Origin of the sequence: Spirosoma pollinicola, assembly GCF_002831565.1 — a bacterium.
GTDB classification, from domain to species: domain Bacteria; phylum Bacteroidota; class Bacteroidia; order Cytophagales; family Spirosomataceae; genus Spirosoma; species Spirosoma pollinicola.
Window position 1 is genome coordinate 5,158,331 of record NZ_CP025096.1, and the last position, 18,896, is coordinate 5,177,226.

The window sequence follows — 18,896 nt, forward strand, 5'->3', positions numbered from 1 at the left end:
ACGGAGTCCTGACCCCCCCTACAAAGAGGACACGAGTCGGTAGATGAGGGTCAAATAGTCCAGCCATCATACGTGTTTGGGGTTATATATGAGGAGCATAAACGGTTTACCGGGTTTGTCAACAATCAGTTAGTGCCCTGCCCAAAGCAGCTATTTTCGCGGCTGTCATACGAATGGGCATAAGCACTGGCTTGGAGAAAGTGCAAAATTCAACTGGTAATCATAAACGCGAACGGATAGGGTTATACGTCAAGAAAAAACTGACATCTGCTGCGCCGTTTGATCCGTGTCCGTCGCCGTCCTGAGGACCATGAATACGTAGGGATCGGGTTTATCAAATGCCAGGGTGCCCTTCACAGGCATAAGCTCCAACTCAACAAGGCCCGAAATTGATACCCGCCAGCCCTGCCGAGCACCCTGCTCCTGGTCACTAACCCTGCCCTGCTCTCCACCCTGCCGTAAATACTGACCCAGTGGGTTACTCCCCACTTTCATCGGGCTACAACGCGGAAATTGACAGTTGATGTAGTTGATTCGATTGGTGAACGGACCGCCGCTGCGGCCGTTCAATGAACACGTTTGGCTCGTCGGTCAACCGCAGCGGCGGTCCGCTGATTACAAAAGGCTGGCATGACATCCAAAATCGCCTTTTGGAGTTTATTGGCGGGACTACCCGCGTGGGACTTACGAATAAAAAATTGAGTATCCATGACCGTATAAGAGTTGCCGGGGCGGTGGCGTATGTTGGCTTACTTAAAAATACGGCTTTTATAGGACTCAACTCCTCATAAGGCTATTTTACTAGGCTATCAATCAGCATACGGATAAGCCTTTTCCCCTGTTAAGTAATTGAGCAAATTTATCTTAGATTAACTACCTTAGGTTCATGAGCCGCAAAGAAAAGCATATCGATCTAAACGAATCAGAACAAATAACTTTACGGGAAGGGGCAAAATATCATCCTAAACCTGAATTTAGAGAAAAATGTCGAGCTCTTTTGTTGAACCAAACTGGTGTGACCATCAAACAAATTGCCACTCATCTAGATGTCAATCATAATACGGTCGGAACATGGATAAACACCTGGGAAACAGCAGGCATTGTTGGCCTAAATCGAAAACTAGGCCAAGGGCGTAACCCCTAGCTAGCTAGATTTTCATCACTATGTGGCTTGTGAGCGATGCTGTCATCGGTCAACAAAAGCCCGTCAGGTTCCTGAATTTGGCGGATTAGGGGTTTGACATGTTGCCATAGGGTCCGATTATCGCCTTGAAGTCGATTGAGCAAATCCGTGACCGCATCGTGGCCAACTGCCCCGTCGGTTAAGCGGGAAAGTCCGGTAGCGGTGGTTTGTCCAAAGCTACTGAGTAGATAGTCGGTATAGAGATCAAGTGTAGTCTGCATACTCAAATTTAAACCAACCGCCCAGAAGGTGGCGTAACATCAGTTACTAAAAAGAGGCATTTAAAAAGAAATTGATCAGGGGTAGAAGGAAGGGCCTCTTTCTAAGCGATCTGTCAAGTTGCTTTTGGAAGGTAATGTATTACAAACTAATGGGCTCATCTATCGTTGGCAGATAAACTTGAAATGTTGCGCCTAGCCCAGGCTGGCTGATGGCCGTAATGGCCCCTCCATGATTGATGGCGACTTTCTCACAGATAGCCAACCCGATACCCGTACCAGAAAACTCGCTCCTGGAGTGCAGGCGTTGAAAAACCTGAAACACACGATCCAGGTATTTACTATCAAAACCGATACCATTGTCGGTTACCTCGATCCGATGGTACATGGCTACTTTGCGGGCAGGCTTGACTGATGCAGGCAATGCCGTCGCCGGTGTGATTTGAGCCCTTATCTGGATATGAGTCGGCACATCTTGCTGACGAAACTTCAACGCATTGCTCAGTAAATTCTGAAAAAGCTGGCCTAGTTGCCCGAAATCGCCATGTACGACCGGAAGGAGATCAATTTCGATGTGAGCACCAGCTTCCCGAATTGGAATCTCCAAATCTTGCAAGGCGGTATTGATGACCTGATTCAACGGCACAGACGAGGTGGCTTCCTGTCGGGTCGATATTCGGGAGAAGGTTAATAAATCTTTAATCAGACCCGACATTCGTCTGGCTGCTGTCTGCATCCGTACTACAAGATCAGCGCCTTTGCCTAACTCAACGGCATGTTGTGCCTGAAGTAAATCCCCGAAGGATTGAATTTTACGCAAAGGCTCCTGCAAGTCATGGCTGGCAATGTAGGCGAACTGTTGCAGATTGGCGTTTGAGCGTTGCAGGTCGTAGATCGTTTCCTGCAGTTGGCGGGTACGTTCCTGAACCTGTTGCTCCAGCGTATCCGATAAATTTCGATACTGGCTTTCACTTTTTTCAACCTGCTGTCGGGCAAGCTCCTTTTCAGCTACTTCCAGCTGACTTTGCTCAAGCAATTCTATTTGTTGCAGATGAAAGGAAATCAAATCCGTGAATAAACGGAACATTCCAATAATCTTTGGATTTTCGAGCTGTGCAGGTCTGGGATCGATGGCGCAAAGGGTTCCGAAAAAGCCCCCTGTTTTCAGAATAATCGGAAAGGAAATGTAGCTCTGAAACCCATACATCAACGGAGTGGGATGCTTACAGAACGTATCACTTTCCCGAACGTGGTCAATAACGATAGCCTGATGCGAATCCCGAATCTCATTACAAATCGTGGTTTCAACTTTTAATTCACCACCAGGAATCAAGCCAAATTGAATATCATCGCGGACACTACAGGCAATCCACCTATCCTCTGTGACACGGGCCAATGCGGCAAATCCCATTCCAGTTACCTGGCACACTACGTCGAGTAATGTAGTGATCAGGGGTATCTTGTTAACCCGTTCAATGTCCTTCGCAAAATCAACGTTTACAGTACTCATGCATTCGATGGATTGATAACCAAAGATATGCGTTTTGATGGCCCAAAATTAGATTTATGCACGTTTAGCGCCCGAATATATCCTGTTAGAATCACCTATACATCTTAAGTCGTTTTTAGTATACGCTTCTCCATTTATATAGTATCAGCAAGCCTGGAAAAGCAGAAAAAACCTACGAAATTCACACATACGGTCTAGTTTTGGCACCGTTGCCTGGCCATTTTTACTAGGGCCTCGTGTGTTGCATTCTGATTAAGCACTTCGATTGCCTGGTGGATTGAGCTCAACTGCTGACCTGGAGTAAGTTTTAAGCGTCGGGCTACTGAAGGATAAACATCAAGAGAAATCTTATCGTAATAGACTGTAACTGGCATATGGATTAGACAATAACTATTCTACTATATAGACTTTGATTCATTAGGTATGTCACTATCAATGCCAGTAAACTCCGGCTAGCCGGTAAGTTAATGGCGACCATCTAAATGACTTGGTATCTGACCGTTTGGGCCTTCATCAACTGGGGGCGAAGGTATCAAAGGGGATGCCCATGTCGGTAGAACTGGTTGATTCCGACTTACGTGTGTATATCCGATTGAGCCTTCGCGAGGTCATAATAGATAAAGACCGGTTGCATCAAACAGCAGCATTTACCGATATTCGCTCAGGATGCTGTGAATTTGTATCTGCGCCCGGCATAGGTTAAACCAAATCCGGACTGCGGCTGCCCATTACCAGCTAATACCTGACAGAAGCAACCCTATTATTATGCACCAGTTTTATCAACGTTTACCGATCCTTTTTCTATTAATGGCGGTCTTGCTGACCCTGTCAGGCACGGCTCAGATCATCACCTACACACCCGCGCAAGTAGAGCGAGTAGCTAAACTCTCGGAGTTGTACGGCCACATGAAATTTTTTCATCCTTACTTGGGATACAAGCCTATCAACTGGGACTCGGCTTTTGCCGTAGCTGCCCCACGCGTTGCCCTGGCCAAAACCGATGCTGAAACCGTTGTTGCTATCCGGCAACTGCTAGCCGTACTGAACGACGATGCAACGACCGTCACACAGAAAGAAAAGTCTACCGCCCGAACCTTCACGGCTGCGGATTCGATGAAGATCTACCTGACGCCAGACAGTGTATTGGTGTTCAAGGCAAACGGATATGCCGGGGCGGAGGATTACGATGTTCCGCTGGAGAAACTGAGTTCGTTTGTGGATATGCTCCCCAAAGCCAAAGCCATTCTGCTGGATTTGCGGGGGAAAGAATTGCCTTCGAATGAGCAGATTGACTATTTTCAGTATGGGCTTAGTTACGTTGGTGTGGAGCGGCTTCTTTCGGCTGAACCGTATGCGACGGCGGGTAGCCGAATGCGGAATTACAGTGGATTCGTTCCCGAAGGTGGTGGTGGAAGTGGAGGCTACTGGTCGGCATTTTATACAGTTAGCGGCCAGATAGTACTGCCCCGGAAGAGCGCAGTAAACCGTCCGCTGGCAATCCTGAGTAACAGGAACGCCATCCTGTCACCAGCGCTTTTTGCCCTGCGCACCCGTCCGCACGTCCAGTTTTATGCCACCGAACCCCTGTCGGATGCACAACTGGCCCGAACAACGACATTCCCTTTCAGTGAAACCATCGACGTTCGCTTCCGTACCGGTGAGGTCGTCAATACCGATGGAAGTCTGGGCGTAACGGGCACTTTGCTAATTCCTGCCGCAACAAACCAGTCCGGCGGTTCCGCTGATGCCGCAGAAGCCTACGTGCTGGGGCAATTACGTACGGCAAAGACGCAGCCGATGACGACCCCGCCAACGACCCCGGCAGCTTTACCTGTAACGCCCCCGCCAACGGTATATCCAGCCGGCAAATACCCATCCCTGGGGTACAGATTACTGGCCGGTGCCAAAATCTGGTCGGTTATCCATTACTTCCACGCCTATAAAGACCTGATGCCTACAAATTGGGATGCCAACCTGCGAACGGCTATCGGGGAGTTAGCCGCAGCGTCGGATTCAACCCAATATGCGCTGGCTATTGCTCATTTTTATCGCACGATTCAGGACGGTCATGGGTTTATCAGTGCCTCACCCCTGCGCTATTATGCCGGAGATGGCGGGGTGCTCATTGATATTCAGTTCGTCGAGAATAAGCCTGTTATTACCCGCGTCTATGCCGATTCGGTTGCCGCCAAAGGCATTCGGACGGGCGACATTATTACCGAAGTCAACGGTGAAAAAATAGCTAGCAGAATTGCCCGGATGGCGGCCATTCAACCGGCATCGAACGAGTGGACCCGGCTGCATTACGTGCGTAACCGATTGTTGCGCAGCCCGGTGGGTACGCCCATCCGCCTGAAGTTGCTGGGTGCCGATGGGCGGGAGAAAACCGTTTTGCTCACTAGTCAGCCAGCCAGCCAATTAACTACGCCCCCCGATACATCAGCTCACTTCCGACAACTGGCTGGGGGTATTGGCTATGTAGATATGGGCCGACTGCAAACCAGGGATGTCGACCGGATGTTCGACGCGTTCAAACAAACGAAAGCCATTATTTTTGATGTGCGAAATTATCCGCAGGGGACTGCCTGGGCCATTGCCCCCCGACTGACCAATAAGCGTGAGGTTGTAGGCGCTCGTTTTTCCCGTTATTCGCCAAACGAGCCGGATTTCGCCAACGGGGAGGCTGCCGGGTCGGTTCAAAAATACTTCTTTGACCAGCGTTTACCCGCTAACACCGGCAAGTCGGTCTATACCGGTAAGACGGTTATGCTCATGGATGAGCGTACCCAGAGCCAGGCTGAGCATACGGGCCTGTTTTTTGAAGCTGCCAACGGTACGGAATTTATTGGTAGCCCCACTGCCGGAGCTAATGGTGATGTAACGAACTTCTTTATTCCCGGTGCTATAAGCCTGACGTTTAGCGGGCAAGACGTTCGCCATGCGGATGGACGTCAACTGCAGCAGGTGGGTTTACAGCCCAGGATTCTCGTTCGGCCAACGATCAAGGGCATTCGGATGGGTAAAGACGAGGTACTGGAGCGGGCGGTGCAGTATTTGAATACGGGGAAGTGACCTTCAGCCATACTTAAGTCATCTCCCCGCTGACAGAGTTGCCATCTAATAGCTAAACCAACGGTTGATGAACGAGATATTTTGCAGTGCCGAGGCAGTTTACTAGGGACCGACTACACCTTACCCGCTGCCATGCGAAGCAGCTCGGGAAATTCAGCTTTTTCGAAGCATGGTTTCAGTTTACTCGTTTGGGCCGATGAAGACTCAACTATCAGGAATAGCAGGATCAGGAACGTACCAATTGTTCGTATGCGAAGACCATTAATTTCCTGAATACTATGTATGGACACGGTAGTTAACGGGTAGCACAGCCTGATCTCATAAAGATTCAGAGTGGCTGAATATCCCGCCAGAATGTACGAATGAACAATAATTCCGCAGGGGACATACCCTCATGGGACCGGGCTACCCGCAATAAAATTGTCACGAATCGCCTTTTGGTACGTTCGGTGAGTTCGGCCCGCTTGTCGATCAGGCGACGCATGCCAAAGGCATAGGCATCCTCGGCCGATTCCTGAACGCTTTCCCGCAAAAAGTACCCGCTCAATGCCAATGCGCTGTGGGGACCTTCTGACAGGAGAAATTGGGCGATCTGTGTTTCCTCCTTCTGGACGTGGCCATCCAGTTTGGACAGGGCGTAAACGATACTCCCAAAGCCCAGCGATATCTCGGGTGAATACATAAGGCATATATCATTTATATAGCGAATAGCGTAGCCAGGTCATATCCCGGCTTACGCTACTTCCTGACGTCTTGTCGATTATTGTCCGCTATTCACCGATTGACGAAGCACTCGATCCGCTACAACAGAATCCGTTTGTGGCGTTGGTTTGCTAACACTAACCCGTTGTATTTTGTAATTTCGGACGGCAACGTCCATATCAGGGGTATGCGGCACCACTACGCCACCCATGGATGCGGCACCCGGAACCGGATGCTTATAGTTGGCCAAAGGCCCCGTACTGAGTCCGGGTGTTTGAACCACAACACCCGATGGTTTTTCCCACTGCCGGGCAGCGGTTGATTTGTTGGGGTGCTTATAGTTGTGCGTTGAATAGGTATGATCTTTCCGCAGTTTACGATTATCCTGGGCTGAGGCCGTCAGAACCAGAAGGCTGCTAAAGGCTAAGACAAACAGGTATGTTTTCATGGCTTTTCTTATTGTTTACGTACTGTACCAGTCTGGAATGTGACGTTAATAGTCTATCCGCTGATTGACTCTACAAAGGTCACACACCGGCGTTAAGCTCGAGTTAGAGCCACATTAGAACGGCATTAGAAATGCAGTTGGGTCCTTACAGAGGCAAAATGGCGTAGAGGTAACCGCACATTTACCGATGAGCGATGAGGCTGCGTATCCGAAACAGCAAGAAAGGAATTGAGGGAATTAACGAGGTAAGGTGACCGTAAAGGTCGTGCCCACTTCTGGTGAGGAGTCAACTCGAATCTGGCCCTGATGCAACTCGACAATGCGTTTAGTGAGGGCAAGGCCAATCCCGTGGCCCGGTAAACCACTGGCGTTGCTGCCCCGTTGAAACGGGCTGAAAATTGCCATTAACTGGTCGGCAGGAATTATTGATCCCGAATTATGAACGGTTACCAGCATGGAGCTACTTTGCGCGGAAAGTGTCACCGATACGGTATGGTCGGGCGAAAATTTGCCGCCATTATCGATCAGGTTAAAGAAAGCGGTTCGCAGCAGGGATTCGCTACCCGTTAGTTGCCAGTCTCTATAAGGTTTGGTGGGCGAGTCGATACGAAGATGAATATTGTATTGCGGTTGAAGTCGCTGAAAATCAAGTTGTATCTGGCTCAGTAGCGAGTCTAGCTGTACGGGTAGCATCGGCACCGCTGAAGAGTCCATACTCGCGCTGGCCAGACCCAGTAACCCATTTGTCATCTGGTTTAAACCGCGCACATCATCAAGAACAGAACGGAGCGTTTCCCGAAGTTCGTCGGCGTCGTCATCGGCCAGTAGCGACACTTCCAGTTGACCTGTAATGGCCGTTAGCGGTGTTCGTAATTCATGAGAGGCATGGGAAACAAACGATCGTTGCAGGCGAAACGCATCTTCCAGCCGATTCAACATCCGATTGAACCGCCGGGCCAGTTGGGTGAGTTCGTCTTCTGTATCGCCTTCAGATAAACGCAGCGACAGGTTAGAAGCCGTAATGGTATCGATGCGTTGATTGATCTGGTTAATGGGCTGTAACGTCCGACCCGCAAAAAAACGTCCGGCCAGGAGCATGAGCCCCGTCATCACACACCACCCGATGGCCAGCAGCCGGGCGAAGTCCTTTAGTGTGCGATGGCCATAGGTATCAACGGCTGAGGCAAAAATGACCGATGCCGCCTGCTCTTCTGTAAACAGAATGCCTACGATCTCCCGGTTCGCTTCCCGCCAGTACAGGCGTTTCTGCTGCCGTATGCCTGCTAACGTAGCGGGCGAAACGGTCAGGTAATCCGTACCACTTTCGTAGATTAGTTTGTTGTTGGCGTCATAGATAATGATTTCCTCCTGCGGTAAAACGGTCAGCTGATTTTTGTCGAGTAATTTATAGAGGGTTGGCCCCATCCGCTCTTTGCCTACCAGCAAATGCCCCGCCGTTTGCGCTTCGGCCTGCAGGCGATTCTGGAATTCATTCCCCCTATATCGTTCGGCAAGTCCATAAAGCAACCCGCAGAACAAAGCCAGCAGGAGGGAGACGATAGCGGTAAATAAAAGGGTAAGTCGGGTCCGAAGGCTCATTTTTCTTTCAGCACGTAGCCCATACCAATCAGGGTGTGAATGAGCTTGGTAGGCGAATCTTTATCGATTTTAGCGCGCAGGTAACTAATATACACATCAATCACATTGGTACCCGTATCAAAGCCAATATCCCAGACCTGCTCGGCTATATCGACCCGCGAGACAACCCGGCCCGCATGTCGCATCAGGTACTCCAGTAAGGCATATTCGCGGGCGGTCAGGTCAATCGTCTGGCCCCGTCGGCGGGCAACGCGCTCGTGGCGGTCAAGTTCCAGATCAGCTACCCGCAGGATTTGATCGGTCTCCTCGGCCGATGCCGACCGGCGTAGTAAGGCTTTTAAACGGGCAAGCAGCTCCATAAAATCAAACGGCTTGGCCAGATAATCATCCGCACCAGCCTCAAAACCCAGCAATTTATCGGCGGTCGTGTCCAGCGCAGTCAGCATCAAAATAGGAATCTTGCGATCCTGGCGACGAATGGACTCGGCCAGTTCCAGTCCGCTTATATCGGGCAGATTGATATCCAGAATCACTAAATCGTACGGATTGGTGGCAAAGAGTCGTTTGCCTTCCGCTCCCGTTAAGGCTATATCGGCAACATAGTCCTGCGTTTGCAGACCTTTTTTAATGAAGCCGGCCACTTTAGGCTCATCTTCAACCAGCAGTATATAAGCAGTAAACGGAGTAGGCATCCGACAGGAATGAAATGAATGGTTATTGGTCTATGTAGACGACAGATTGAGCTGGAAAGATACTAAGATTAACTGTTTTGCTGCTTTTTGATGGCAGGTAAACGAACGGCGGGCTTAAGTGCCTGTTTGAAAGTAATTATTCTCTTAACAATCGGCTTCACTTCGCAGTTAGGGATTCGTCGGCGCTTGTCGTAAAAATAATCGGAATGATTGTCAGCGACAGCAAACGGCCACCTAAAGACTGTTAAGGGCATGATAGACGAAAACGAATCACCAGAACTGACGGAAGACGAAAAGCGGTTGTTTGCCGATCTGATGCCCGAAGACCTGAACGAAATTCTCGATACAGGTGTCAACCGGCGTCATTTTCTCAAATTGATAACGATGGCGGGCGGAGGTGTTCTGGCCGCTCAATCGGCAGTGGCCGAGCAGTTGATGACCCGGCCATTTGCCGAAACAGGCACAGCGGAATTTGCACCCGACAGTCTCGATAATGGGGTGAGCGTATCGTTCAAGGTCAATGGTACAGCCCGCAAACTAACGGTCGACTCCCGAATGACTTTGCTGGATACCCTACGCGAACGACTCGACCTGACCGGCTCTAAAAAAGGCTGTGATCATGGTCAGTGCGGTGCCTGTACCGTGATCGTAAACGGTCAGCGGATATTATCGTGCCTGACACTGGCCGCGAGTTGCGAAGGGAAAACCGTGCAGACGATTGAAGGAATTGCACAGGGATCGACCGGGGCGACCACCCGACTTCATCCGGTGCAGGAAGCTTTCCTGAAACACGACGGATTCCAGTGCGGCTTCTGTACACCCGGCCAGATCTGCTCGGCGGTGGCGATGCTCGACGAAGCGAAAAAAGGCCACCTAAGCTACGTAAGCGAGAATGTTCGTCAGCCAGCGGCCCCCGCAAAACTTTCCAATGAAGAAATTCGAGAGCGGATGTCGGGGAATATTTGTCGGTGCGGGGCTTACCCTAACATTGTCGCTGCCATTCAGGAGGTTCATAGCGGCAAGCCCGTCGAACAGATTTTTCGCTCGGTTTAATTCTTCATCAATCGTATCCAATGAGACCGTTTACCTACAGCCGGGCCAAAGACCCTTCGTCTGCCATCAAGATGCTGGCTCAAAACCCCAATGCCAAATTTCTCGCTGGCGGCACTAACCTGCTCGATCTGATGAAAGAGGACGTCGAACGGCCCGACGCCCTGATCGACATTTCTGAACTAGGGCTGAGTGATATCAACCTCATAAGCGCAGGCACGAATCAGGGTGGTATTTCACTGGGTGGCCTTAGCAAAAACACGGCTACCGCCAATCATCCGCTGGTACGGCAGAACTATCCGTTATTGACGCAGGCGATTCTGGCGGGGGCCTCGGGTCAACTGCGGAACATGGCGACCAATGGCGGGAATCTGCTGCAACGAACCCGCTGTCCATATTTCTACGAAGTGGCCATGCCCTGCAACAAACGGGAGCCGGGCACGGGGTGTGGCGCAAAGGAAGGTATCAATCGGATGCACGCTATTTTCGGCTGGTCCGAACAATGTGTGGCGGTCTATCCATCCGACATGGCCATTGCGCTGGCGGCTCTGGATGCTGTTGTTAAGGTCCGAAGCGCGAGTGGACAGGAACGAAGCATCTCGATGGCCGACTTTCACCGGTTGCCGGGCGATCAGCCCGAAAAAGATACCAATCTGGCTCATGGTGAATTGATCACAGCTATTGAACTGCCCAAAAACCGGTTTGCCGATAAATCCTATTACCTCAAAGTTCGTGACCGTGCTTCCTATGCCTTTGCGCTGATATCGGTCGCAGCGGCTCTGGAAATGGATCAGGCCAACGGGCCAGGTAACCGAATCAAGCAAGTGCGCATTGCGATGGGCGGGGTCGCCCATAAACCCTGGCGGGCATTGAAAGCGGAACAGATGCTGGTTGGTAAAGAGGCCACGGAAGCTAATTTCAATCTGGCCGCCAGTGCCGAAATGGCCGACGCCAGGCCATTGGAACACAATGCATTCAAAGTTGAATTGGGGAAACGAAGCATCGTTCTGGCCTTGAAAATGGCTTTCAACGGTGGCAAAGCATAAGGGTAACGTCAACACAGTCTATGAAGGATACCACAAAAACAATCGGCACGCCAATCAGCCGGATCGATGGAATCGCCAAGGTGACGGGCAAAGCAGCGTATTCGATGGATCATCCGGTCAAGAATCCGGCCTATGCCATTTTGTTTAAAAGCACTATCGCTGCCGGAACAATTCGGGATATCGATACGACTGCCGCCGAGAAAGCCCCCGGTGTGCTGGCCGTGATTACCCACAAGAACGCGCCGAAACTTAACGTTAAGGGCGGACTGCGTGGGGGCGCTTTACTGCAAAGTCCCGAGGTTGACTTCTTCGGGCAAAACATCGGTATTGTGGTGGCCGAAACCTTCGAACAGGCTCGGTATGCATCCCGACTGGTCAATGTTACCTACGATAAAAAAGAACCTAAAGTTGATTTCGATAAACTGGCCAGTCAGGCCCGTCTGCCGAAGGATAAAGAGAAAGCTGACGCCATACGGGGTGATGCAAAATCTGCACTTGGCCAGGCAACGATTAAAGTAGAAGAGGTCTACGAAACGCCCATTGAGCATCACCACCCGCTGGAACCCCATGCCGCCATTGCCGAATGGAACGGCGATAAGGTGACGCTGTATAGCAGTGCTCAGATCGTGAATGGTGCGCAGACGGCTGCGGCTGCCACGCTGAATCTGAAGCCGGAACAGGTGCGTATCATTTCCCCCTTCATTGGCGGTGGTTTTGGCTCGAAAGGTGGCCAATGGGCCAATCTGGCGCTGGCGGCTGTTGCGGCTAAACACGTGAACCGCACCGTGAAGCTTGCCCTGACTCGTCAGCAGATGGTCAACTCGGTGGGTTTCCGGCAACATAATCGGCAGAAGGTGGGTCTGGCCGCTACGGCCGATGGCAAACTGACGGCGCTGTCGCACGAGATTACGACACATTGTGCTATCGACGATGAGTTTGTTGAACCTTGTGGCGACTGCTCAAAAATCATGTACGACACGCCTAACTCGCTCATTACGTATCGGGTAGTGCCCATGAACCTGATTCTGCCTACCTATACGCGCGGTCCCGGTAAATCGACGGGCAGCTTTGCGCTCGAATCAGCGATGGACGAACTGGCGTACAAACTTAAAATGGACCCGATCGAATTTCGGATCAAAAACGAACCCGAACGCGACCCATCCAATGGCAAACCCTGGTCGTCGCGTACAACCGTGCAGTGCCTGCGGGAAGGAGCAAAAGCGTTCGGCTGGGAAAAACGCAAGCCTGAACCCCGCCAGAACCAGCAGGGTAATTACTGGATTGGCTATGGCGTTGCGGCCGGAACCTACCCCGCCCACCAGCGCCCCACGTCGGCGCTGGTAACGCTGAAACGAACCGGCGATGAGGTAACGGCCACCGTGGAACTGGCGGCTGCCGACCTGGGTACGGGCACTTACACCATCCTGACTCAAACGGCTGCCGATGCGCTGGGGCTATCTATTCAGCATGTCAAAGTAATCATTGGCGACTCGGATCTGCCTCCGGCTGCCGGTGCGGTGGGTTCGGTGGGTGCTGCCAGTTATGCTAACGCCGTGAATGATGCCTGCCAGAAAATTACGAATGAGTTGGTCGCCAAGTCGGGCAAGCAATTTTTTGTAGCGCCAACGGCTGCGCAGTTGATGCGTTCGGAAAAACTGACCGATTATAAGACTCGGGTGGAGTCCAAAGCGCCCGAAAGTGCCGAAGACTTTTCGGCCCATAGCTTCAATGCCAACTTTGCGGAAGTCGCCGTGAACAAATCGACGGGAATGGTTCGCGTAAATCGTTTTCTGGCAGTGACTGGGGCGGGTACTATTCTGAATCCAAAAACCGCCCGCTCGCAGATTATCGGCGGGAATGTCTGGGGCATTGGCATGGCGCTGACCGAAGAGTCGGTGGTTGATCCACGCTGGGGCAATTTCGTTACCCGCTCTTTGGGCGATTATCACGTTCCGGCTAACCTGGACATTGGTCATCTGGACGCTATTTTCATCCGCGAGAACGACGAGCACGTCAACACGCTGGGGGTAAAAGGCATCGGGGAGGTGGGCATCGTAGCTGTAGCAGCCGCTGTTGCCAACGCCGTTTTCAATGCTACCGGCAAACGGGTACGTGATCTGCCGATAACGCCGGATAAGTTATTATAAGTTATGTTGAGATGCCATGCATTCTCAAAAAAAGTAGTGTCTTGCTCTCAAATAAACGGACGTTCTTTAAACGTTAATTAAGTAGTTGACAGCTATTAAAGCTGTCAACTACAATCAGGTGCATACAGTTGGTTATACACCGTTTCCTATGGACACAATAAAACCTTGGGTTGCCTTGCTGGATGCAGACGAAGACGACTATCTATTCTGGCAACATGGCTTTCGCAGATGGGCGCAGCATCTGGAACTGTATTGGTTTAGCTCAGTCGCCGAGTTTATATCAGCCACTTCGTTGGGTAATGACAAACCGGTGGCTTTGGTAATGGATGGGGTTGTTCCGGATGGGGAGGAAATAAAGTGGCTTAGTACGCTTCTACTCCATCCCAGCTGTCAGAAAGCTTGTCTAATTATGTTGTCAGGGGAAGTGATCGAGCAGCAACGGATAGACTACTTGAGACTGGGAGCTACAGATCATTTACAAAAACCTGTGCATCTGGATGACTTACAGGTAGTGGTTTTAACTGTGAGTAACCATATCGCCCATAATTCAGGCTTGCCTCGTGATAACGTATAAGTGCTTGATAAGCCATTTATCAAGCACTTTTCTGACTTGTACTAGGGCTGTCCACCTCCACCGGCAGCTCCGTACACCTGACCTGTGGCATAGCTGCCATCACTAGCTGCCAGTTGGACATAAATAGACGCCAGTTCGACAGGTTGCCCAGGTCGACCAAGTGGCGTATTACCACCAAAGGTTTTTAGTTTTTCCTGCGTAGCACCACCACTAGGCTGTAAGGGCGTCCATATTGGACCTGGGGCCACGCCATTCACCCGGATACCCTTAGGACCGAGTTGTTTAGCCAGGGACTTGACAAAATTCATTGTCGCGGCTTTCGTTTGCGCGTAGTCGTACAAATTAGGCGAAGGGTCATAAGCCTGCTCGGAGGTTGTACCAATAATGGCCGATCCGGCTGGCATATGGGGCAAGGCCGCTTTGATGATCCAGAAGGGGGCATAAATATTGGTTTTCATCGTCGCGTCGAAGTCTTCGGACGTTACATCCAGAATGGATTCGCGACTTTGCTGGCGGGCGGCATTGCTCACCAGGATATCCAGCCCACCCAATCCTTTCACCGCTTCATCGACTAATCGTTTGCAGAAGGCTTCGTCACGAATATCGCCGGGGATGGCAACCGCCTTACGGCCTTCTTTTTTGATCAGCTCAATTACCTCTTTAGCGTCGGATTCCTCGGCTGGCAGGTAGTTAATGGCGACATCTGCTCCTTCACGAGCGTAGGCAATAGCGGCTGCCCGTCCCATTCCCGAGTCTCCGCCGGTAATTAAGGCTTTGCGTCCAAGTAAGCGTCCCGAACCCTTATAGCTAGTCTCCCCATGGTCGGGACGAGGGTCCATTTTACTGGCCAGGCCCGGCCAGGGTTGCGGCTGGGCTTTAAACGGAGGCTTGGGGTATTTTGTGGTTGGATCGACAAGCGGTGCGGGCGCTGTCGTCGTTGTTACGTTTGGCTCCGCATTTGCCAATACCGAAGGGCCCATTACGGAAGCCGCCAAGCCGCTGCCAATACCACCAATAACCTGGCGTCTGGTAAACTGATTCTCATTACTCATGATTGTATTCGTTTGTTGAGCAAAAGTTTGTTGTCGTACCCTATAGCTAACCTACAGGATATGGCTCTCAACGCGTGGCAGGCCAGTAAGGTTAGATATTCTTTCAGTTTAATGAGGCAATTAGGATACACAGGCAAAGGACAGACTGCCTTTGTCAACTCCTGTGTAGGCTCTGATTTTTGTACTGGACGGGTATAAATTGAGCGTTTATGATTTTATCGGCTGGTATGATTGATTTTCATGCCTGTTTTCTTCGCACATTTGTGGTTCAACGATCAATCTAAAACAACTTATGACCAGTATTAAAAACTCCATACACGCTTACAAAGTCCTTTTTCTGGGACTTGCAGGACTATTCATTACAGGTATTTCGCTAGGGCAAACGACAGGCACGGCCGTTACGCTGGGGGGTAAAACAATTCATACCGTTGGTAAACTGCCCGCTTTGGGAACACCGGTCAAAGATTTCACATTGACCGGTATTGATCTTATGGATAAGACATTAGCCGATTATAAAGGCAAATATGTAATCATGAATATTTTTCCGAGTGTGAACACCGGTGTTTGTTCCAAATCGGTACGGAAGTTTAATGAAGATGCGGCTGGACTAAAAAACACAACTGTACTCTGTATTTCCAAAGATCTGCCTTTTGCCCAAAAAGCTTTTTGTGGGGCGGAAGGTATTAAAAATGTCGTGATGCTGTCTGATTTCAGAACTGATTTTGGCCAATCTTATGGGGTGCAAATTGCTGACGGACCCATGAAAGGCCTGTTAAGTCGTGCTGTAATCGTAGTGAATCCCGAAGGAAAAATCGTCTATGAACAGCAAGTGCCGGAAATAGGGCAAGAGCCTGATTACTCGGCCGCTATCGCTGCCATCAAATAGCGGACCTATTTTCGGGTCATGGTGAATTTGCGGTGAAGCAGTTTGATGCCTTTGTACACAATTACGTCGATGGCCTGGGGGTCCGTCATGGATACTTCGACGCTTAATTTAATGCCTGATTTAGGATGGACTAACTGCCCGTCGGACCAGACCTGTCCATCATATTTCAGATTTCGAATGATAACGGCGTCTTTGACGAGGCCAAAATTTTTCTCGCCAGCCTGGTCAACATCCGCGACACGGACAAAATATTGATTATCTATCCGGAAGATGTTGACGCTGGACCCCCTGGAAGGGAACAGCCAATGCCCCAACAACTGATCGGCCGGCTGATCGGCTTTGGCTCCTATCAGCAGGAAGGGTAAAAAGACTACCCAAAGCTTGTTTCGATATGATAACGACTTCATTTGTTTGCTGTCTGTTTTGGCTCAATCGGTAGGTAGGCTATCCTGGGGTGTTTATTTAAAAACAAGCAATAGTTGACAACTAATAGGTAGGCAAATTACACTGGTTTAGTCGTTCAATAGCGCTTTCCTGACTTATAGCTCCAATAGCTGAATGACACTCTGGATTTGAATGTTCTGGAAAGCTTTATCCTACAGATTGTTGCCGATAAAGATACCACGTTTGTGTTAAAGAAGGAAGTAAACGACTAGAGTAGTTAGCGTAGGGTGTTTGCCAACATTCGGTTCAGATCATTTCTAGGTAGCAACTACAAAAAAAACGCTACCAGAGATCATTGCCCCGGTAGCGTTCCGAAAACTAAAAATCAACAATGAAAAAGTAATTACTGGTTATCAGTCTCGGCCGTAGCGATTTTGGCTAGATCCTTATTTTCTGGTAACAATTCAAGCCCTTTTTTGAGCCACTCACTGCGGGCGGCCTCGTCTTTCGTGACAAGCTCGTTGTATGAAATCATGTATTTGAAGGCCAGGGCCAGATCTTTTTTGTACCGGTTTCGCTCCTCAGGTTTATCGGCTACCATCGTAATAAACTGCTCGAAATAGGGTTTTGCCTTTCCATTAAGAACAGATTCTTCAGGCGTGTAGGCATAGTAGTTGGCCTTGGCCCTGTAAAGCACGGTTGGTGCATAGTCCGGCGTTTGTTTCTGGGCAAGTGCCAGGGCAGAATCTGCCATTGCAAACCGAACGGTATCGCGCACTAATTTTCCCAGACTGTCGCGCCCGAAGCCCAGTGTGTAGTTGCTCATGCCATAGCGGAACAAGTCCTGCACATCGGCTTTAAAGCCGTGTTTGGCCGCCGAATCGAGTGTGGCTACGGCTTCGGGGTGTTTCTTGGACCGATAATAGTATTTGGCAATTTCGCTGTACAGATTATCCGTCGTGTCGAAAGGAGCGGCCTTGGCGAGATAGGTTATTCCAACGGAGTCGTTCATAGCTTTTAGTGAATCATTGGCAAATCCCTCGTTGGCCAGATAAGCCTTACCGAGGTATTTATAATCGTCGGACATGGCTTTTTCGGGGGCTTTTTCCAGAAACGTAGTCAGGTTCTGGATTGCTTTCTGCGGTTCTTTCAATGACGAATAGGCCCAGCCTTCGATTCGATAGACGATTGGATTTTGGGCCAATACCGTTCGATTGCTGTCAATCAGATTCACGGCTCGCTGATAATCCTTGGCCAGAAAATGGAATTGTGCCTGTCGCAGCAGCGTTTCCTGACGCTTGTCTTTCGATACGTTTACATACTGATCGATATAGCTGGCTGCTTCCTTGTAGCGATTTACCAGAAAATACAATTCGGCCAATTGGTTATAAGCCGGAGAATACGAACTGTTGGCGTCGATGGCTTTTTTGTAGTTCTCGACAGCCAGGTTGAGGTTCCGGCCCTGCCAGTAAATATCCCCAATGCGTTGATACACACGAGATGGATTCATACCAAGCTCAAGGGCACTTTCGTAGCGGGTTACAGCAGTACCGGCATCTTTGTTGAGGTAATAGGCATCGCCAAGGGCTAACTGAATAGCGGGGTTTTTCTTGTCGCGCTCAACCGCCCGGTTCAGGTACTCAATGGCTTTCGTGGCATTGACCGCCTTGGGGTAAAGCGGTTTGATTGACCCATTTCCGGGGGTTAGATAGCCTGTGTAAGCCTCGCCAATCCGGTATAGAATATCGGCATTTTTGCCTTTGCTTTTGCTAATCACTTCGGCCAGTTTCGCACCAGCGTTGGCCGAATCTTTTTGAACAAGGAACGTGAGTGCTGAGCCCGTTTGATTGAGCGGAACCCGTTTTTCATCCATCGGAATTCCTTTAGAAAACCAGATGCGGGCTGAGTCGGGCTGTCCGGCCCGGAGGTAACCATAACCTGCATCGAAATTAGTTTGAAGGGATGGGTTTTGCTGCGCATTTCGAACCAGCAACTGCTTGGCTTCATCGAAACGCCCCAGGTTCATCAGGGTCGTTGCATCGGGAGCAGGCGTTTGCGCCAGGGCTGGCCTGGTCAGCATAGCGCCGGTCAAGCTCAATAAAGTCAGAATATGAACATGCGTTTTCATAGGAATACTGTGTTTAGGCGATTACCGCTGTAATCTGATTAGTATGCCTACAAGGTATCCCCCAGATTTAAGAGCGGGCTTAGAGATTTCTTAGAATTGACTTAGAAAGCAAATCAATCCATTTACGCCCTACCTCACTCAGGTAAAATAGTGAACCCGTCCCGTACAGTTAATTAACTAACTGGTACTAACGCTGTGAAGAAAG

The 18,896-nt window shown here is 50.1% G+C and carries 19 protein-coding genes and 1 pseudogene; 9 read left to right on the forward strand and 11 right to left on the reverse strand.

The window, feature by feature from the left end; genetic code table 11:
• Positions 1 to 249: 249 nt before the first annotated feature.
• The gene (locus CWM47_RS21740; protein ID WP_157816039.1) at positions 250 to 570 is read right to left on the reverse strand and encodes a hypothetical protein; all 321 of its coding nucleotides are present in this window, start codon (positions 568 to 570) and stop codon (positions 250 to 252) included.
• Between CWM47_RS21740 and CWM47_RS21745 the strand changes: the two genes are divergently transcribed.
• Together CWM47_RS21745 and CWM47_RS21750 are read left to right on the forward strand one after the other, a co-directional pair.
• Positions 570 to 791, forward strand: coding sequence for a hypothetical protein (locus tag CWM47_RS21745; protein WP_100990297.1), 222 nt, complete (start codon positions 570 to 572; stop codon positions 789 to 791). The genes CWM47_RS21740 and CWM47_RS21745 overlap by 1 nt on opposite strands.
• Positions 792 to 886: 95 nt before the next feature.
• Entirely contained in the window at positions 887 to 1,144 is a 258-nt protein-coding gene (locus CWM47_RS21750; protein ID WP_100990298.1) for a helix-turn-helix domain-containing protein, read from the forward strand.
• Between the two features lie 8 nt (positions 1,145 to 1,152).
• On the opposite strand, the pseudogene CWM47_RS21755 reads toward CWM47_RS21750, so the two are convergent.
• Positions 1,153 to 1,404 (reverse strand): annotated as a pseudogene (locus tag CWM47_RS21755) (IS701 family transposase); the annotation flags it as partial.
• A 139-nt stretch (positions 1,405 to 1,543) separates the two neighbouring features.
• The gene (locus CWM47_RS21760) at positions 1,544 to 2,911 is read right to left on the reverse strand and encodes a GAF domain-containing sensor histidine kinase (RefSeq protein WP_100990300.1); all 1,368 of its coding nucleotides are present in this window, start codon (positions 2,909 to 2,911) and stop codon (positions 1,544 to 1,546) included.
• Between the two features lie 502 nt (positions 2,912 to 3,413).
• Here CWM47_RS21760 and CWM47_RS38245 point away from each other — a divergent pair.
• Both CWM47_RS38245 and CWM47_RS21765 read left to right on the forward strand, forming a co-directional pair.
• Entirely contained in the window at positions 3,414 to 3,614 is a 201-nt protein-coding gene (locus CWM47_RS38245) for a hypothetical protein (RefSeq protein ID WP_157816040.1), read from the forward strand.
• A gap of 62 nt (positions 3,615 to 3,676) precedes the next feature.
• On the forward strand, positions 3,677 to 5,983 hold the full coding sequence (locus tag CWM47_RS21765; RefSeq protein WP_100990301.1) for a S41 family peptidase: 2,307 nt from the start codon (positions 3,677 to 3,679) through the stop codon (positions 5,981 to 5,983).
• A 113-nt stretch (positions 5,984 to 6,096) separates the two neighbouring features.
• Here CWM47_RS21765 and CWM47_RS38250 read toward each other — a convergent pair whose 3' ends face one another.
• The 5 genes from CWM47_RS38250 to CWM47_RS21785 all read right to left on the reverse strand — a co-directional run bounded on the left by CWM47_RS38250 (position 6,097) and on the right by CWM47_RS21785 (position 9,424).
• Positions 6,097 to 6,273, reverse strand: a complete 177-nt coding sequence (locus tag CWM47_RS38250) for a hypothetical protein (protein ID WP_157816041.1) — start codon at positions 6,271 to 6,273, stop codon at positions 6,097 to 6,099.
• A 38-nt stretch (positions 6,274 to 6,311) separates the two neighbouring features.
• Positions 6,312 to 6,665, reverse strand: a complete 354-nt coding sequence (locus tag CWM47_RS21770; protein ID WP_100990302.1) for a tellurite resistance TerB family protein — start codon at positions 6,663 to 6,665, stop codon at positions 6,312 to 6,314.
• Between the two features lie 78 nt (positions 6,666 to 6,743).
• Positions 6,744 to 7,133 carry a hypothetical protein gene (locus CWM47_RS21775; protein ID WP_100990303.1) on the reverse strand — a complete coding sequence of 130 codons (390 nt, stop codon included), beginning with the start codon at positions 7,131 to 7,133 and terminating at the stop codon, positions 6,744 to 6,746.
• Positions 7,134 to 7,370: 237 nt separating this feature from the next.
• Positions 7,371 to 8,732 (reverse strand): sensor histidine kinase, encoded by a 1,362-nt coding sequence (locus CWM47_RS21780; protein WP_100990304.1) that lies wholly within the window; start codon positions 8,730 to 8,732, stop codon positions 7,371 to 7,373.
• Positions 8,729 to 9,424, reverse strand: a complete 696-nt coding sequence (locus CWM47_RS21785) for a response regulator (protein ID WP_100990305.1) — start codon at positions 9,422 to 9,424, stop codon at positions 8,729 to 8,731. The genes CWM47_RS21780 and CWM47_RS21785 overlap by 4 nt, the downstream gene beginning before the upstream one ends.
• A gap of 252 nt (positions 9,425 to 9,676) precedes the next feature.
• Here CWM47_RS21785 and CWM47_RS21790 point away from each other — a divergent pair, with 252 nt between their 5' ends.
• The 4 genes from CWM47_RS21790 (at position 9,677) to CWM47_RS21805 (ending at position 14,241) form a co-directional block, all read left to right on the forward strand.
• On the forward strand, positions 9,677 to 10,477 hold the full coding sequence (locus CWM47_RS21790) for a 2Fe-2S iron-sulfur cluster-binding protein (RefSeq protein ID WP_100990306.1): 801 nt from the start codon (positions 9,677 to 9,679) through the stop codon (positions 10,475 to 10,477).
• 20 nt (positions 10,478 to 10,497) lie between these two features.
• On the forward strand, positions 10,498 to 11,520 hold the full coding sequence (locus tag CWM47_RS21795; RefSeq protein WP_100990307.1) for an FAD binding domain-containing protein: 1,023 nt from the start codon (positions 10,498 to 10,500) through the stop codon (positions 11,518 to 11,520).
• Positions 11,521 to 11,540: 20 nt separating this feature from the next.
• Positions 11,541 to 13,667 carry a xanthine dehydrogenase family protein molybdopterin-binding subunit gene (locus CWM47_RS21800; RefSeq protein WP_100990308.1) on the forward strand — a complete coding sequence of 709 codons (2,127 nt, stop codon included), beginning with the start codon at positions 11,541 to 11,543 and terminating at the stop codon, positions 13,665 to 13,667.
• 148 nt (positions 13,668 to 13,815) lie between these two features.
• A complete protein-coding gene (locus tag CWM47_RS21805) occupies positions 13,816 to 14,241 on the forward strand; it encodes a DNA-binding transcriptional response regulator (protein ID WP_157816042.1) in 426 nt (141 codons plus the stop codon).
• Between the two features lie 41 nt (positions 14,242 to 14,282).
• Here the strand turns inward: CWM47_RS21805 and CWM47_RS21810 are convergent, their stop codons facing one another.
• Positions 14,283 to 15,293 (reverse strand): SDR family oxidoreductase, encoded by a 1,011-nt coding sequence (locus CWM47_RS21810; protein ID WP_100990310.1) that lies wholly within the window; start codon positions 15,291 to 15,293, stop codon positions 14,283 to 14,285.
• 292 nt (positions 15,294 to 15,585) lie between these two features.
• Here CWM47_RS21810 and tpx point away from each other — a divergent pair, with 292 nt between their 5' ends.
• Positions 15,586 to 16,179 (forward strand): thiol peroxidase, encoded by a 594-nt coding sequence (gene tpx, locus CWM47_RS21815; protein ID WP_100990311.1) that lies wholly within the window; start codon positions 15,586 to 15,588, stop codon positions 16,177 to 16,179.
• A gap of 5 nt (positions 16,180 to 16,184) precedes the next feature.
• On the opposite strand, the gene CWM47_RS21820 is transcribed toward tpx, so the two are convergent.
• Positions 16,185 to 16,586 (reverse strand): DUF2147 domain-containing protein, encoded by a 402-nt coding sequence (locus tag CWM47_RS21820; protein WP_100990312.1) that lies wholly within the window; start codon positions 16,584 to 16,586, stop codon positions 16,185 to 16,187.
• A 380-nt stretch (positions 16,587 to 16,966) separates the two neighbouring features.
• Positions 16,967 to 18,691, reverse strand: coding sequence for a tetratricopeptide repeat protein (locus tag CWM47_RS21825; protein ID WP_100990313.1), 1,725 nt, complete (start codon positions 18,689 to 18,691; stop codon positions 16,967 to 16,969).
• Positions 18,692 to 18,896: the final 205 nt, after the last annotated feature.

Coding starts and splice junctions, on each gene's coding strand:
- CWM47_RS21745 (WP_100990297.1), top strand. CDS start 570: ATGAACACGTTTGGCTCGTCGGTCAACCGCAGCGGCGGTCCGCTGATT.
- CWM47_RS21760 (WP_100990300.1), bottom strand. CDS start 2,911: ATGAGTACTGTAAACGTTGATTTTGCGAAGGACATTGAACGGGTTAAC.
- CWM47_RS21820 (WP_100990312.1), bottom strand. CDS start 16,586: ATGAAGTCGTTATCATATCGAAACAAGCTTTGGGTAGTCTTTTTACCC.
- CWM47_RS21750 (WP_100990298.1), top strand. CDS start 887: ATGAGCCGCAAAGAAAAGCATATCGATCTAAACGAATCAGAACAAATA.
- CWM47_RS21780 (WP_100990304.1), bottom strand. CDS start 8,732: ATGAGCCTTCGGACCCGACTTACCCTTTTATTTACCGCTATCGTCTCC.
- CWM47_RS21825 (WP_100990313.1), bottom strand. CDS start 18,691: ATGAAAACGCATGTTCATATTCTGACTTTATTGAGCTTGACCGGCGCT.
- CWM47_RS21765 (WP_100990301.1), top strand. CDS start 3,677: ATGCACCAGTTTTATCAACGTTTACCGATCCTTTTTCTATTAATGGCG.
- CWM47_RS21810 (WP_100990310.1), bottom strand. CDS start 15,293: ATGAGTAATGAGAATCAGTTTACCAGACGCCAGGTTATTGGTGGTATT.
- CWM47_RS21770 (WP_100990302.1), bottom strand. CDS start 6,665: ATGTATTCACCCGAGATATCGCTGGGCTTTGGGAGTATCGTTTACGCC.
- CWM47_RS21800 (WP_100990308.1), top strand. CDS start 11,541: ATGAAGGATACCACAAAAACAATCGGCACGCCAATCAGCCGGATCGAT.
- CWM47_RS21795 (WP_100990307.1), top strand. CDS start 10,498: ATGAGACCGTTTACCTACAGCCGGGCCAAAGACCCTTCGTCTGCCATC.
- CWM47_RS21785 (WP_100990305.1), bottom strand. CDS start 9,424: ATGCCTACTCCGTTTACTGCTTATATACTGCTGGTTGAAGATGAGCCT.
- CWM47_RS21790 (WP_100990306.1), top strand. CDS start 9,677: ATGATAGACGAAAACGAATCACCAGAACTGACGGAAGACGAAAAGCGG.
- CWM47_RS21805 (WP_157816042.1), top strand. CDS start 13,816: ATGGACACAATAAAACCTTGGGTTGCCTTGCTGGATGCAGACGAAGAC.
- tpx (WP_100990311.1), top strand. CDS start 15,586: ATGACCAGTATTAAAAACTCCATACACGCTTACAAAGTCCTTTTTCTG.
- CWM47_RS21775 (WP_100990303.1), bottom strand. CDS start 7,133: ATGAAAACATACCTGTTTGTCTTAGCCTTTAGCAGCCTTCTGGTTCTG.